The organism is Candidatus Neomarinimicrobiota bacterium (assembly GCA_022560655.1).
GTDB lineage: Bacteria > Fidelibacterota > Marinisomatia > SCGC-AAA003-L08 > TS1B11 > JADFSS01.
The window spans coordinates 1-15,782 of record JADFSS010000014.1 but is presented as its reverse complement, the minus strand read 5'-3'; the positions used below and the strand labels follow the sequence as shown (position 1 = coordinate 15,782).

Sequence of the window (15,782 nt, the reverse complement as noted above, 5' to 3'; positions counted from 1 at the left end):
CGGGGATGTCAAAATCGTTCCGGGTGGAGGCCCCCATTGAACGGGTCTGGGAGTTCATGAGCGATATGGAGAAAGTGATCGGCTGTCTGCCGGGGGCGGAATATGGGGAGGCCCTGGACGAGAACCGCCATGCCTTTACCGTGACGATCAAGGTCGGGCCCATCAAGACCAGTTATAAAGGCGAGGTGACGATTGAGGAACGGGACGCCAGCAGGCACCGCATCCTCATCAAGGGCAAGGGTCAGGACAAGAAGGGCAAAGGCGGCGCGACCATGGAGCTCACCGGCGAGCTCAAGGCCGATGGCCGCAACGCCACAGTGGTGCACGGCGACTCCAGCCTGACCATATCGGGGCTCATGGCACAGTTCGGTTCGCGCATGATCCAAGACGTATCCGACCAACTGTTTGAGCAGTTTACCGAGGCGCTGCGGACCCAGCTGGAAGGCCCTACCGATGACGGGTCCAAGGTTGGCGTCGGCGAGGGGATGGCTGCCGTAAGCGGCGGCTCGCTGGCCGCGGCGGCGATTAAGGGGGCGGTGCGCCGCACATTCGGCGGCGCCAAAGGCAAATCGCGCCGCGGTGCCAGTGCCTCCGATGGACCATCACCCAATACAGTCAACAACGGGGACTAGCCCCGCACCCAACTTGCCACGGCCCAGCGATTCGAACGGAGGGTGCCGATGAATCACTGGCTGAAACGGGCCAGCGAGCTGCAGGCCAAGGGCGATCCTTTCGCCATGGCGACGGTGGTGGCAGCGACGGCCCCCACCTCAGCCAAGCCCGGCGCCAAGGCCATCATTACCGCTGACGGCACACTGGAGGGGTGGATCGGCGGCGGCTGTGCCCAGTCGGTGGTCATTGAAGAGGCGCTGGCGGCGCTGCAGTCGGGTGGCGCCCGGCTGATAAGGCTGAGCCCCGACGTGGAGTTGGACACAAAATCCAACCAAGCGGTGAAAGAGCTGGCCATGAGATGCGAGAGTGGAGGGACCCTTGAAATACACATCGAACCGGTCCTGCCGGGCATGAAGTTGCTCATCTTTGGCGACGGTCCCGTGGCCCACGCCCTGGCTGGTCTGGCGGCCGTGCTGGATTACGACATCGCTCTGTATGCCCCCGGTGGCCAGGGCGGCGAACTGCCCAGTAATGTTGCATATTACAATCATTTTGATGCCAAACCGGCCCAGGCAGGCGAGGTGTCTGCGGCCGTGGTGGCAACCCAGGGGCACGGGGACGAGCAGGCGCTGGCGGCGGCCATCAAGGCCCAGGTAGGCTATCTAACTATGATCACCAGCCGGAAAAAGTCAGAAAGCCTTTTCGCGGGGCTGGAGAAGCGAGGCATCCCGGCAGCAGCCCTGGGCAAGGTGAAGGTGCCCGCCGGGCTCGACATCAAGGCGGTGACTCCGGGAGAAATCGCGGTGAGCGTTCTGGCGGAGATTATCCAAGTGACGCGTGCCGGCGGCCTGGCTCCCAACAGCGGCAACGGGGCTGCAAAAGCCACGCCCGCAGCCACAGAGATAGACCCGGTGTGCGGGATGACGGTGGACCGGGCCACCGCGGCCGGCTCGTCCAAATATGAGGGCACGACCTTCTACTTCTGCTCACTGGGTTGCCTGGAATCGTTCGAGAGCAACCCCGAAAAATATGCCCCCTAGGCTGGTTCCGGGGTCACGGGAGCAGGGGGCATCAGGGGCGGGACGTGACTGACGGATACCAGCTGCTGAAATTCCTGCACACCATGAGCTTTGTCTTCATGGCCATACCCCTGTTTAACCTGATCATCGTAAACGAGCGGGCGCAGATCGCCACCGCTTTTGATTACAATACCGACCGCTACTTTGAGAACATCATCCGGCGGGGCGCCTACCGCTGTTTCGTTTTCCAGGGGTCGGCTTTTGTCACCGGGGTCCTGCTGCTGGTCGTGGGTCCCAGCGGCCTTGGAGCTCTGTGGACGAACGCTATCCTGCTCACCAAGCTGCTCCTGCTGGCGCTGTTGACCGTCGTGCTGAGCTATGTTCACCTGGTGCTGCAGCCGCGCATCGAAAGCCTCATGGCGACGGTAGACGCCGATCACCCGGTAGCGGAAGGCTTTGCTGACCAGCTGCGTCCATTCCGGGTGCGCAGGAAACAGCTGGCCACCCTGTGCCTGTTCCTGGTCATCACCCTGATCATCCTGGGGCTGCAGGTCTACGGACGCTTCAGCACGGCCCTCACCATCACCCTGCTGGCCCTGGCCGCCCTGTTTGCCATCCGGGTGAACCGGACGCTGATTCGCTTCGGCTGGGTTTAGCGCGGCCCGGCCACCACTTCCCCAACATTCAGATCAGTGCGACTTGATCAATAGAGCGTCCCGCAGCCGTTTGACTGCGGCGATCACGTCGTTTACGACGGTGGCCACCTCCTGGGCGGTGGTAAACCGTCCCAGCCCAAAGCGCACCGAGGAGAGCGATGACTCATGGTCCAGGCCAATAGCTTTAAGGACGTGCGATGGCTCCAGATTGGCGGTGGTGCAGGCCGAGCCGGTGCTGAGGGCAATGTTAGGCAGGGCGCGCAGGAGCGATTCGGCGTCCACCTGGGCAAATCTCATGTTGGCGTTGCCCGGCAGCCGGTGAGACAAATCTCCATTGATGCGCACGTCGGCCAGGCCTGCAAGGAGGCCGTCTACCAATTGATTCCGGAGCGCGGTGATGCGCTCGGCCTCGGCCTCCATTTCCTGATCACAAATCTCGCAAGCCAGCCCCAGCCCGACAATGAGTGCTACGGGCAGGGTGCCGGATCGCAAGCCCCGCTCGTGGCCGCCCCCATCCATTTGCGGCTGGAGCTTAAGCCTGGGCCTCCCGCTGCGGACATAGAGGGCGCCAATGCCTTTGGACGCGTAGAGCTTGTGGCCGGAAATGGACAGCAGATCGATGTTCATGGCCGCTACGTCCACAGAAATCTTACCCACGGACTGGGCGGCGTCCACATGCAGGGGAATGCCGCGCTCACGGCACAGGGCTCCGATCTCGGCCACCGGCTGGATGACGCCAATCTCATTGTTGGCGTGCATCACGCTCACCAGCATGGTGTCGTCTCTGAGCGCGTGGCGTAGCGGGTCGAGGTCCACCCTGCCGCTGTGCCCCACCTCCAGGTAGGTGACTTCAGTGCCGCCGTGCTGAAGGACGTTGCAGGGGTCCAGCACAGCCTTGTGCTCGGTTGTCAGCGTGACGATGTGGCCAGCCCCGTTGCCGCCCTGTCGCGCCACGCCTTTGATAGCCAGGTTATCCGATTCCGTGGCGCCGCTGGTGAAGATTATCTCTTTGGGTACGGCTCCGATGAGCGCGGCAACCTGAGCCCGGGCCCGCTCAACCGCCCCGCTGGCTTCGCGGCCGAAAGCGTGGTTCTTGCTGGCCGGATTGCCAAACAGTTCCGTGAAGTACGGCTCCATGGCGTGATAAACCCTGGGGTCGACGGGCGTCGTGGCGTGATAGTCAAGATAGATGCGGGTCTGTTCGGTGCTCATTTGCCAGCTAGGAGCGCGTTGGTCCGTGCGCTGCCGATGGGTTGACTTGGCCCACCGGTCTCGTGCCCGCCCTGGGCCTGGTACGAGACTGCTCGTAGACCTGGATGAATCGTTGCGGCGACAGGGCGGCAATGGACTTGCCGATGAGCTCAAGGGGCAGATCGTCCAGTTTTCTGAAACGGACACACGCTGCGCCCATATCCAGGCGCTTGCCCGTAGCCTTGTAGCTCGCCACAAACTTTTGGCGGGCCACCTCGTTAGCGTAGATGCCGGTAAGATAGACCGCCATATGCCGCTTTTGTGAGGCCAGCGCCGCAACCATGAGTGGCTGCCCGTTGTAGGTGTCAGGATACATGGCCAGCGGCAACTGGTAGGTGATCATGCCCCAGTTCATGGCCTCCTCGTAGCCGGTGGGCAGATTGCTCAGAATCAGCTCGCGGACAACTTCAAGGGCGGCCCGCCGATGGGGAGCGAGTTCGTCCAGGTAGGCGGCAACCGTCTCTGCTTTGGAATGCATGCTGAGGCAACTTATTGTAGCGGCGAGCGTTTGTCAATCGCCGAATCCAACCGACATCCTGCAGATAATATTGCCCCCAATCTCTCTATGGGTGGGGCTGCCAATAGTCATGATGCGGCCATCATCAGTTGGTGCCTGGCACGCACATACACAATGATGGCAGCAGCTTGGCGACGCAGTAGGATTCCTGCGACCAAAAACTGAATCGTGGTCACCGAATTCTGGTGTGGGAGGGATGATTTCCATCCTATCCAACGTCTAACCCTATAGCTGGCATTCCCGATAATCTGATTTAACGGTTGGAGGTGAACCCTTGAAAAAATTGAATGCTCTGATGACTCTGTTCGTATTGGTGGGCAGCACTTTTGTCGCGGCTGCAGATGAAGTCCAGCCATTTGGAATCGTCCCGCTCAAGATCGACCAGGTTCCGACCCTCGACGGTAAATTTGATGAGTCTTTCTGGAACAGGGCCACAATCTACTCGGGCTATGAGACGATTCAGCCCGACTACGGCAAACCGGTTAGCGAGACGACAACCGTCCAAGTTGCTTATGATGATGATAATATTTATTTCGCAATCCAAGCTTTCGACAGGGAGGCTGACAAGATTCGGGCAAATGTGGCCAAATGGGACGGCCTATTTGAGGACGACGTGGTAGGGGTCACCATTGATGGATTAAACGATTCTCAATCCGGTCTCTATTTCATGGTGAATGGCGTAGGTTCCCAGGGCGATGGGCTGGTAACTAAAGACGGAGCCGCAGACAATTCTATCGATATTATTTGGGATGCAGGTGGACAACTTAGTAGCGAGGGTTATTCAGTTGAGTTGAAAATACCCTTCAAGTCGCTACGCTACAACGTGGGTAAGTCAGTGAAAATGGGGATCCAATTCGGCCGGCAAATAATCCGTTTCTCCGAAACTGCCATATTCCCATCAGTGTCACCCGACAGAGGATCAGCGTTAAGTCAGATGGCAATCATAACCTTCATTGATCTGAAATTTAAGCGAACGTACGAGGTGCTGCCCGCGCTGACACAATCGGACGTCAAAGTGTTGAACGACGGTACCCTCGCGAAAGAGCCGGCGATTTCGGGCCACAGTCTCGGGTTGACTGCCAAGCTGGGTCTCACCTCCAGCTTGACCATGGACCTGACCTATCGGCCCGACTTCAGCCAGGTCGAATCGGATGCGGGCCAAATCGATGCCAACACCCGCTTCCCGTTGTTTTTTCCTGAGAAGCGGCCATTTTTCCTTGAGGGTGCCGAGGATTTCGCACTGGCGGCATCCAGCAACTTCAGTAGTATCAGGTCAAGCACCCATACCAGGCGGATTGGCGCCCCGCTCTTGGGCGCTAAAGTGACTGGCAGGCTAGGCGACCAGAATGGTATATCGGCGCTCCTTGCGATTGACGAAGCGGCTGGAATTGAAGATGGCTCCGGCGAGAACGCAGCGGTGGGTATATTGCGCTACAAACGGCTTTTTGGGGAAGAAAACTTTATTGGCGCAATGACTTCTTCCCGAGGCTATAGGGGAGCTGCCAACCATTCGTTTGCTTTGGATGGGTACTATCGCATTGACGGCAATATGTTCGTACAGTCTAACGTGGTACTGAGCCAATTTGCTGAATCATCGGGTGCCGAAGTCCAAAGATCACATAACGCCGATTTTGACTATTGGTACATCAGCCGCACTTGGCACATCACCTTCGGACTGCACCAGATCAGCAAGAATTTTGTGCTGCAAAATGGGTTCGTGCCCCGCGATGGCCTCAACAAGTTTAACTGGATGGCCTACCGTACCTGGTTTTTCGACAATCCCATCATCCAATTCGCGAATACGGGGTTTTATGGCTTCCGCCAGCGCGATCTTTACCAGAATCTCCCGGAACATTGGGCTGCAATATGGCTTAATGCGGGTCTCGCAAGATCAACCAGCATATCGACGGAATTCCCACGAGCAACTATCGCGTATAACGGTAAGGTATTTGATGCGAATCAGTGGAATACAAATGGCCAAACGCAAATCCACAGGATGCTGCAGGTCAAGTGGTCATCTTCGCTGGCGGGTAGCCCAAATTTCGACCCAGATGACGCCTTTCAGGGCGATCTTGTGGTAACCAGCGTGGGCCTGGTCTTTCAACCTACCGACCAATTGACCATCGATGTCAATCGGCAGAACCAGAAATTTCGTAATCGGGCGTCAGGTGAGCTAGCATTTGATGTTCAGATTATCCGCAGCAAACTGAACTACCAAATAAACAAATACCTGTCATTGCGTATTATCAGCGAATCCAACTCGGGGGAGGAGTCGATAGCTACCGACCTGCTGGCCAGCTTCAGTTATTTTCCCGGTAGCGTGCTGTTTCTGGGCTATGGCGTGAATTTAGCCGAGACCACTGATAGCGCCGTGGCGAAGGTCTTCAACCGATACCAGGAAACGCGCCGGGGAATCTTTTTTAAGGCTTCGTACAACTATCGTTTCTAATCATCGCTAGCGTGATGCCAACCCCGGTGGCACAATCACAATTCCGCCGGCACTCGCTGCTTTAAGTGCGAGAAGACTGCTGGCAGCAACCAGCATGGATCCGCTAAAGTGCTGCACCCGGGTCTGGCTGCCGCCTAGGAATCGGGGATCAAGCGGTACCACTTGGGGTCTTCCCTGCTGGTTCAGCCTGAGACCACTGCCAGGTCGTCTTTTAAGGACGGATAAAAGTGCCCCATCATCACCCGCGAGGAATTTTAATGTTACAGAAGCATGAAATGACGACGAACGGGGCTCCATTCAACCCCCTCAAAGCGATAATTGATCAAAGGATCCGCCCGCAGCACCCCGTCCGTACCGTGCGATCTGTGGGCGCGGCCGCGACAGTAAATGTCCTAGGCGGTTGGCTGCTCAAATCCATAGGCAAGCACTTCGTTTACAAACTGATTGATGGAACGGGGTTTGTTGCCTGTAACTTTTTCAACATCGTCTGTGGTGAAATCGCCCCAGTTTTCGGACCAAGCTTTGGCATAGTCGGACATCACCTGACCACCCCATTCACCCCAGCCCATCTCTATGATGCTTTGTCTGACCTGCTCGTTGGTCACGTTGATATATGAAACTTCTTTACCCAGGAATTTGCTAATGGCTTCAGCCACCTGTGAGAAGGTTATTGAATCCGGACCCGTGGGGTTAAGAATCTCAGCCAGATGAGAGCCCTTCAATAATATTTCCACTGTCATATCTGCAATGTCCCGAACGTCAATCATGCCCAGCTTACCATGGCCCATGCCCCAGTACATTTGACTGTGCTCCTGAATCGTGGGAATAGACATCCAAATATTCTGCATAAAGAAGTGAGGGCGCAGAATGGTATAAGGCAGTCCCGACGCCATAAGTTCATTATCGGATTCATGATGCAGCTTGCCATTTTCCGTCGGGGCGTCAGCTGCTGCTTTTATGGCTGACATTCGTACAACATGCGGGGTGCCAGCGTGTTTTGCGGCAGCGATTAGCCCGCTCATCTGTTTCGCAGCGTCTGGATTAGGAGGCGCAATCATCAGTATGGCGTCGGAACCTTCAATGGCCGTTTGAACGGCCTCTGCATCTGTGTATTCACCGGCCACAATGTTGACTCCCTGGCTTCTAAGCCCTTCTGCCTTTTGAGCATCACGGACCAATGCGGTTACTTCGGCCCCGCCTGCCAACAAAGCTGGCACCACCAATTGTCCTATATTTCCCGTGGCTCCAGTAATAGTTATTTTTCTAGACATTTTTCCATTCCTTACATTTTAATAGATTTGTTGTATCCATTCGATTCTGGCATGATGCCAGATTTCCATTAGCCAACCTCCAGATATTCACCTTTTAAATGCGCATCGGCAAATCCGGGGATCAATTCATCCAATACGCTATGATTTATTCGAGAATAGACGTGATTGCCTTCTTTTCGAATCAGGATCAGGTTAGCATTTTCCAGAATGCGGTAGTGGTGAGAAAGGGCGGATTTGCTTAGGGCAAACAGCTCGTTGAAGTCACTACAGCCAAGCTCTCCCTTTTCCAGCAGCAGGCATACAATCTTGTACCGAGTAGGGTCGGCTAATGCACTAAATGCGCGTACGGCTCGTGCTTGGAAATCATTCACGCTTCGAGTTTAATACTTTTAAAACTTTAAAACCATTAAAATAGCCTCAATAAGACCCAGGTCCCTATCCTAGTCAGGGTAGGTCACCAATAGGCATTCTACTGCCTCGTTTTCCATACTCTTTTTCCGTTTCACGATGAGAGATAAATGATCTGAAAATCCAATTTATGACCCTGGCTGCCGAGGAAAACACACGGTGATATGATACCACGTCTCCCTTGTTCAAAATCTACTACCGAACTATGTTACCTGTCCCCCCGATCACTGAACTAGCGGTACCCTCCATTTTCCACGAGGGTAATTCCGCTATGTATCCAGATGAGGGGCTAGTTCTGGCTTGAAAGGCAGGCTTTTCCTACTTCAGCAGCACCATCTTGAAGGCTGCGCATGATCCGCAGTTGCCATAGTAACTGGTCACCACTGGTCACCATTAGGCAATTTCCTGCCCCGTTTTCCTGCCTCATTTATTATTTCACGACGAGATGTACATGATCTTGAAATCCATGTGTCGGTGGTTCAATTCCGCCCCGAGCCACCCTAAGATAAGCCCCTTCTCCCATCGAGAGAAGGGGCTTTTCCATTTGTTATTGCCGATTGCAGGAAAAGTCCTGAATTGGTCAGGATTGGGCACCTATAGGGGCGTTTTCTACCCGTTTTCCGGACTCGTTTTTTCTACGGCCTCAGTTTTGCCGCCAGGCTGGCTCCGGACTAAGTAGCTTCCCAAATCCGCGAGCATGCTCCGCCAGCGCTCCTGCAGTTGCTCATAATAATGCCTTTCTGTCACCTTGATCGTCGAGTGTCCGGCGATCTTGCTCACGTCCTCAAGGGAGTAGCCCAGATAAATCAAGTGACTGACAAACGAGTCCCTTAAATCATGAGCGGTTGCGTCAATGCCTGCCCTATTCAAGATGGCCTTGATCTTATGGCCAACGTACGATGCAATGAACGGGAATGGATACTCCTTGGTCTTCAGGCAGATTGCTATTCTCCTTCGTGTATGGATTCGCCTTGAGGTCACGGAATATTTCCAAGAGTACTGGCTCCATCGGAAACTCGGTTGACTTCTGGCCCCTTCGGAAGGGCAGTATCAGTATCCCGTTCTCTAGGTCGATATCCTTCCATGATAGTTTCGGCTTCAGCTCCTCAGAAAGCCGTGCCCCTGTCAGCAAGTAAACCATTACCAGAGGGTACCAGCGACTTTCCCTTTGACACCCCGTAAAAAGCCCCTCGAGCTCTTCCGGTGTCAATGGTCTTGGCGTGCTAGGGGCCACCTGGAACATCTCAACCTTTACGAATGCGTTGGTATCCAGGTAATCTCTTTTGACGCCCATGAAAAGAGGGCTTTCAGGGTGCGCAGATCGACATTGATACCGCCCTTCTAATGGCCAGTCTCGAGCCGACGCTTGATGTAGCCTTCGATCTTGGCAGGCGTGCACGGCAGACTGATGGCATCATGGGACATATCTACTACACCCCAATTCCGAATAATTTCAGGGATGATTTCGAACTATCAAACGTCTAATCAATTGAAGCTGGCGTGGATATCCTAAGCAGACTCCCAATTGAGCCGATCAATTCTGGCCCATGAGCGGATCGGCCCAAGATGAACTAATAGCCGCCTGCCAACGTGGTGACAAACGGGCTTTTGAGGAACTGTTCCTGCAGCACTACGAACGGGTTTATCGGATGGGCCTACGCTATACGGGGAATACCCAGGAGGCCGAGGATATTACTCAGGATGTATTTGTGAAAGTCTTAAGAGACCTGATTCAGTTTAAAGGAGGTTCCAAGTTCCACACCTGGCTATACCGCGTCACGCTCAATGTTTGCCGGGATAAAGAGCGCCAGAGGCTGCGATATTACCGGCAATATGCTGATACTTCTGTCGATGGGGAAGGGGCAGCAGACGGCGCGGACAGGGACATGAACCTTGAAAAAGTGTCAAAGAATCAGCGTTGGCAAATGGATACTCAGGAGCTGTTGCAATATGCGTTGAGCCAGCTCAGTCCAAAATTGAGGACCGTTATCATCTTAAAGCATATTGAAGAATTATCTCTGCTGGATATTTCAGGTATCCTGAATTGTTCGTTGGGAACCGTCAGTTCACGGTTGAATCGGGGCCGTACGCGCCTCAGAGATATCCTCAGTAAAATGGCGGTAGACCGAACCTACCTGCAGAAAGCATAGTATGAAACACTTTCGGATGCGACGATTTTTTTCCGCCTACCTGGACGGGGAACTGGATGAGGCATTCGCAAATAGAGTACGCGAGCACCTGGCTTCCTGTGCGGCTTGTGGGGCAGCTTACCAGAAAGTCGTCCAGGGGGCGCACATGGCCTCGCAATTTGATCAATCGCCGCTGCCTAATCGCGAGCAACTATGGGCAGGGATAGGGCAGCGACTGGAATCTGGAAATCGAATGCGGGCCGCGGGCGGCTTTCGCGCTGTGTTGGCGGCCGCGCCGCGCTGGGTGGGGACTATTTCGCCAGCAATTCGCAGGCCTGCGATGATGGGAGCTTTGACTGTTCTGCTCGCGGCGAATCTGGTGGTGATCTACAAAATACTCTATAGCCCCCAAGCCCAAAGGGCAGAAATGCTGAGCCACTATGATTTTGACTACGGGATATATCTCGACGCGGTGTCACGCGACCGTGAGCCAACGCAGTTTGACCAGCTGTATCACAGCGAGCCCGTGGAATACGAGTCGGCAGGGGCCTCCATCTCCTTTGCTCTGGCGTCCTATGCGCTACTCTCGCAGGATTATGAGATTACTGATGCCAGACTGTTAAAAACTGCCTGCTGCCATTCCGTGCAGTGCAGCATATCGAGCGGACACAATGAGATTGTGCTGTTCCAACAACCCCAGGAACATCCTTTTACGTTTGGCAGGTACAAATTGGAGCGGACACTCATTGGTGGACGCTGGTTCCACGTTTCTGAGGCGGGTAAATATCAGGTGGTCAGCTGGGTGACCAGCACCAGCAAGATCGTGCTGGTTGGAGAATCAATCTATGATGAATTGCCAAGATTGATCGCCCTGATCGAGCAATCTTAAATACATGATGGAGTGAACCCTGCTTCCAAGAAGACTATCGGCAGAAGAAAGGGGGGTGACTATGATCAAGAGAAAGACCTTCGCGTTGATTGCAATGGCCGTTCTCACCTTGGGAAGCTTCGCCTTTTCAATGGGTACGAATGAAGTCGAGTATGAATATGGTCAGTGCACCACATTGAGCGGCTGTTGCTCAAACTGGGATATCTAACCAGATTCTACCTACCAGCATAGTAACCACAAACCTTAACTAGAATATCTGTCGCAGTATTTGAGAAGCAGGGTTTCACTCCCATGATCCGAAAAGCTCCCTCGAAAGACCGCTCCCGAATCAAGCGCTGACAGCATCATTTAGGGACCTCATCACGGCGGGCTAATTAACTGATCAAGAAATATTGGTACTTGCTTGTGATGTCACTGCTGGGATTAACGCTGGCCATCAATCTCCTGGGAGGCTTCCGGAACCTGGCGACGAGATCGACCTCAGCCGATGGGGCTGGAAAAATCGACGGCCCAGAGGTTGGCCAATGGCAGGCCTGGCTGGAGACAAACAGCATGCTTTTCGAGCCCTTGGCCACTGGAGCCAGAATTGGCATTGCTCCGTCCTGGGATAGTTCAGTTGGGGTGATCATTACGAAGACCGCCCGGGGACTGATTGCTTCGGGCACGCGCCGAATGAAGCAGGATCATCCGGGTATTATCATTGTCCTGAAAAGCGACATGGCGGGGAGTCTCACAGCTCAAACGAGTTCCCCAATGAGTCTCTATTACTTGACTACGTGGATACGTCTCGGCAGAATTCAAGCCTATTACATGAAAGAACGGGATACTTTGAAAAAGGACGGCTATTTGGAGTTTTTAGACAGCATCGGAATGAGTACGAATTAGGTACGGCAGCTTGCATCGAGCAGAATTTCAATCATAGCTGAGCTGGCCGCCCATAATAGATGCCATCCAACTTGAGGGATCATGACATCCGGATTCGCAATAAGTAGCTGGTGAGCTGCAAGTACACCCTAATTGCCCTGGCTTTAGTCGCCATGCTCGGTGGTTCCATCCGGGCCACAACGGCCGCTGAGCTCAGCCAAGGCTCGCCACGGCTGGGATCCTCAATGCCAGCCACAAATCTTTTCAACCACCAGGGACCCGAGGAGCAGCAATCAGACCAGCCGGACAGATTCTCGGTGGAACAGGTCTGGGTAAGGAATGTTAGCGGAGTCATGCTTGCCGGAACGTTGTTCAAGGTGCCGCATGCAGATCAGGCTGTGGTGCTGGCCCATTCGTTTGTGCTGGGTCAGAACCAAACAGGTTTACTTCCCCTGGCCGAGGAACTGGCTCGCAACGGCATGACCGCTCTGGCATTTGACTTTCAAGGCCGCGGCCTCACGGGCGGATCGCCACGATATGCAGAAGTACACACTGATGTAGAGGCCATCATCGGATATCTCAGAGACCTTGGCTATGACAATATCGCCAGTCTCGGGGTCGGCCTGGGGGGCTTTGGATCTGCCAAAAACGGGCCGGCGTTGAACGGATTAATCACCATTTCCATTCCCCCAGTGGTGAATAACCGGTTAGGATTGGATGAAAGTGATTTGAGCTCGCCGTACCCAAAGTTGTTCATCTCAGCCGAGTATGACTATGCCAATGGAAGACCATTTGCTCAATATGCCATGGACCTCTATGATATCGCAGTGGAACCGAAGCGACTGAAGATATATTCCGGTGACTATCATTCCATGGAGTTATTTCACTCTCATCATGCAGCGGATCTAAATAATCTGATAATTGAATTTTTCGGGGACCTTTCTGGCCAGAAATAGATCTGTCCGAAGCCCATCCACTCGTCATCACTACACGTGACCCGGTGGGGCCATTTGGGGCCCGCCTGGACGACACTCAGCGACATTCGGCAGCACCAAACGACAATCGGGCTATATTTGGAAAACCCTCGGCTGGCTGATGGTACCGAGGGCTATCGACGCGTAGCGGGGGTAAGATTTGAACCTGCGACCTTCGGGTTATGAGCTCGCGGTCGGTTATGAAAAAAAACAGCAGTTTATGAGGCCAACGTGACTAAATCGTGACCGCACTGCCAGAGGTTCAGCCGGTTGACAGATCGATGGGGCCTTTGTTTTACCGGTCAATGGATTTTCAGTTCATGTACTTTCCCTCGTGAAATAGAAAAGGACGCCGGAAAATGGGTCAGGAATATGCCCTACGGTGACCAGTGGTGACCAAGTTGTACGATTCAGAGGAGGCGTCAATTAAACCTTGGAAAGGCATAATGTCTCCATTAGTTTTTAGCCCCAAATGTTTAAAAGGCTCTGAAGACCTAAGCTCCTTCGTCATCAGGTAAATCGGGATAAAAAAGGACCGGGATGTCAGCTGCTTCACCTAAACATCTCCGCCGGATAAAGGGTACTCTGACCCAAAACCAATTACCCCTGCTGATTCATACCCTCCTTGTTTGTCTCCTGATGAGTATCCCAGGTTCAATCTTGAAAGGAGGAACCACCGGTAAGATTACCGGTCTTGTTGAGGATGCTTTGACGGGGGAGGGCTTGGTGGGCGCAAATATAGTTATTCAAGGGACCTATCTGGGTGCGGCCACCAATGTAGACGGATACTACGTGATCCTGAACGTTCCACCGGGAATCTACGAAGTGCAAGTCACTATGATTGGCTACAACCTCATCCGATCCACGGGCGTCAGGGTTTCCATAGACTTTACCACCCGGCTTGACTTTCAATTGGGGCATACGGTAGTGGAGTTAGAGGAATTGTTTGTCATCGCCAGTAGACCGATCGTTCAAAAGGACCGAACTTCCACACTTGCCATCGTAGGTAGTGAGGAATTGGCGGAAATACCGGTAGAGGAATTTGGAGATATCATAGCCTTGCAGGCCGGAATTGTAATCGGCGCCGGAGGCGAGATCCACATGCGAGGAGGGCGGGCCAGTGAAATCTCTTACCTGGTGGATGGCCTTTCGGTAACAGACCCCTTCTCTGGTGAGATCGCTATTGAAATTGAAAATACTTCGATTCAGGAATTACAGGTCATTAGCGGGACATTCAATGCTGAGTATGGACAGGCAATGTCGGGCATCATAGACGTCGTGACGAAAGAAGGGCGTGATAAATTCCAGGGCAATATATCCTTTTACTCCGGGGACTACTTGAGTAACGATGCTGATACCTACTTGAATATCAGTGATTTCACCCCGGCCGACATAACAAATGTGCAAATAAGTTTTTCTGGTCCCGTTCCACTGTTTGGTAAAAGATTAACTTTTTTCCTAACGGGTAGATCGTACAATACCAAGGGCTGGCTTTACGGACTAGAAAGATTCATGCCTGCCGATTCCTCCAGTTTTCAGAACTGGGACTTTAGAAGTGATGATGTAGGCCAGGATGGAATCCCGGACACGGGAGACTTTGGCGAAGCGGATGGCAGCGCAACTCCCGGCGAACCCAATGTGTATGTTGAAGAGACGGGTGATGGCACCTTTAGTGCCATGAACCGGTTCGCCAAAATAAGTACGGAAGGAAAACTTACCTTTCGCATTTCTCCCTCGATTAAAGTATCCTACAGTTTTTTCTGGGATGAAATTAAATTTCGTGAATATTCCCACCTATTCAAGCTCAATCCAGAGGGAGATTATCAACGTTTCAAAAATGGATATGCCCAAGCATTTAATTGGAACCATTCCTTAAGTTCTAAAACTTTTTATACCGTTAAGCTCTCCGACACATATTTTGATTTTAAAAGGTATGTATATGAAGAGCCGCTCGATACTAGCTATGTGGACCCAAAGCGACTGGATGATGCCTCCAGGAACGCTTTTATAACGGGTGGTACCGAGATGTGGCATTTCAACCGCAATACGCGTTCATTGCAGGGCAAGCTGGATCTAACCAGTCAAATTCATGCTGTACACTTGGTAAAAACCGGTATGGAATTCAGGAAACACGTCTTGTCTTTCAACGAATTTGAAATCATTCCCAAAAAAAATAATGCCGGGATTGAAATCAAACCCTTTGAACCCTTTATTGCTATTGCCTCCTCCATCGCCAATAATAGCTATCGGCACCTGCCGGTGGAGGCTGCAGCATACATCCAGGACAAAATGGAATTTGAGGACATGATTGTCAATATAGGCTTGAGATATGACTATTTCAATGCCAACACAAAAGTCCCCATTGATGTTAGAGACCCGGACAACGCGAAATATTTATCAATTTCTATTTCCGACGACGGCACCAGGCTGGTGAGAATAGATGAATATGAAGCGGCAATGGGCGAAATTATCGATACCGTTAATGTACGGGGTAAGGAATGGACTAATAATTATAGAAAAACAAAGCCTGTACATGATATGAGTCCTCGGATTGGGATTTCCTATCCGATTACTGATCGAGGTGTTATCCATTTTTCATATGGTCATTTTTCCCAGATACCAACCTTTGAGCATTTGTACGATAATTCGGAATTTGAAGTCTGGCCTGGCGGGTTGACTTCCACGATGGGTAATGGCGAACTCAAGCCACAGCGTACAGTCATTTATGAGCTCGGTCTTCAAC

Annotated in this window: 14 protein-coding genes; 9 read left to right on the top strand and 5 right to left on the bottom strand. The window is 53.0% G+C overall.

The window, feature by feature from the left end; all coding sequences use genetic code 11:
• The first annotated feature begins 5 nt into the window (after nt 1-5).
• The 3 genes from IH971_03780 to IH971_03770 are packed head-to-tail and all read left to right on the top strand — an operon-like array spanning nt 6 to nt 2,287.
• Nucleotides 6-632, top strand: coding sequence for an SRPBCC family protein (locus tag IH971_03780; GenBank protein MCH7496954.1), 627 nt, complete (start codon nt 6-8; stop codon nt 630-632).
• Nucleotides 633-680: 48 nt separating this feature from the next.
• Complete coding sequence (locus tag IH971_03775) at nt 681-1,652, top strand: XdhC family protein (GenBank protein ID MCH7496953.1); 972 nt, start codon at nt 681-683, stop codon at nt 1,650-1,652.
• A gap of 44 nt (nt 1,653-1,696) precedes the next feature.
• Nucleotides 1,697-2,287, top strand: a complete 591-nt coding sequence (locus IH971_03770) for a hypothetical protein (GenBank protein MCH7496952.1) — start codon at nt 1,697-1,699, stop codon at nt 2,285-2,287.
• Between the two features lie 33 nt (nt 2,288-2,320).
• Here IH971_03770 and IH971_03765 read toward each other — a convergent pair whose 3' ends face one another.
• Nucleotides 2,321-3,499 carry an aminotransferase class V-fold PLP-dependent enzyme gene (locus IH971_03765; GenBank protein ID MCH7496951.1) on the bottom strand — a complete coding sequence of 393 codons (1,179 nt, stop codon included), beginning with the start codon at nt 3,497-3,499 and terminating at the stop codon, nt 2,321-2,323.
• Nucleotides 3,500-3,506: 7 nt separating this feature from the next.
• Nucleotides 3,507-4,016 (bottom strand): DUF1801 domain-containing protein, encoded by a 510-nt coding sequence (locus IH971_03760; GenBank protein ID MCH7496950.1) that lies wholly within the window; start codon nt 4,014-4,016, stop codon nt 3,507-3,509.
• Nucleotides 4,017-4,329: 313 nt separating this feature from the next.
• On the opposite strand from IH971_03760, the gene IH971_03755 reads away from it, so the two are divergent.
• The gene (locus tag IH971_03755) at nt 4,330-6,504 is read left to right on the top strand and encodes a carbohydrate binding family 9 domain-containing protein (protein ID MCH7496949.1); all 2,175 of its coding nucleotides are present in this window, start codon (nt 4,330-4,332) and stop codon (nt 6,502-6,504) included.
• Nucleotides 6,505-6,896: 392 nt separating this feature from the next.
• Here the strand turns inward: IH971_03755 and IH971_03750 are convergent, their stop codons facing one another.
• The 3 genes from IH971_03750 to IH971_03740 form a co-directional block, all read right to left on the bottom strand.
• Nucleotides 6,897-7,775: an SDR family oxidoreductase gene (locus tag IH971_03750; GenBank protein ID MCH7496948.1), complete on the bottom strand. Its 879-nt coding sequence runs from the start codon at nt 7,773-7,775 to the stop codon at nt 6,897-6,899.
• A 68-nt stretch (nt 7,776-7,843) separates the two neighbouring features.
• The gene (locus IH971_03745; protein ID MCH7496947.1) at nt 7,844-8,146 is read right to left on the bottom strand and encodes a helix-turn-helix transcriptional regulator; all 303 of its coding nucleotides are present in this window, start codon (nt 8,144-8,146) and stop codon (nt 7,844-7,846) included.
• A 646-nt stretch (nt 8,147-8,792) separates the two neighbouring features.
• Nucleotides 8,793-9,053: a tyrosine-type recombinase/integrase gene (locus tag IH971_03740; GenBank protein ID MCH7496946.1), complete on the bottom strand. Its 261-nt coding sequence runs from the start codon at nt 9,051-9,053 to the stop codon at nt 8,793-8,795.
• A 677-nt stretch (nt 9,054-9,730) separates the two neighbouring features.
• On the opposite strand from IH971_03740, the gene IH971_03735 reads away from it, so the two are divergent.
• The 5 genes from IH971_03735 to IH971_03715 all read left to right on the top strand — a co-directional run.
• Complete coding sequence (locus tag IH971_03735; GenBank protein MCH7496945.1) at nt 9,731-10,333, top strand: sigma-70 family RNA polymerase sigma factor; 603 nt, start codon at nt 9,731-9,733, stop codon at nt 10,331-10,333.
• A gap of 1 nt (nt 10,334) precedes the next feature.
• Nucleotides 10,335-11,201 (top strand): zf-HC2 domain-containing protein, encoded by an 867-nt coding sequence (locus IH971_03730; GenBank protein ID MCH7496944.1) that lies wholly within the window; start codon nt 10,335-10,337, stop codon nt 11,199-11,201.
• Nucleotides 11,202-11,606: 405 nt separating this feature from the next.
• The gene (locus tag IH971_03725) at nt 11,607-12,086 is read left to right on the top strand and encodes a hypothetical protein (GenBank protein MCH7496943.1); all 480 of its coding nucleotides are present in this window, start codon (nt 11,607-11,609) and stop codon (nt 12,084-12,086) included.
• Nucleotides 12,087-12,310: 224 nt separating this feature from the next.
• Nucleotides 12,311-13,021, top strand: coding sequence for a hypothetical protein (locus IH971_03720; GenBank protein ID MCH7496942.1), 711 nt, complete (start codon nt 12,311-12,313; stop codon nt 13,019-13,021).
• Between the two features lie 558 nt (nt 13,022-13,579).
• Nucleotides 13,580-15,782, top strand: a 2,203-nt coding sequence (locus IH971_03715; GenBank protein MCH7496941.1) for a carboxypeptidase regulatory-like domain-containing protein, incomplete at its 3' end; no start/stop codon positions are given.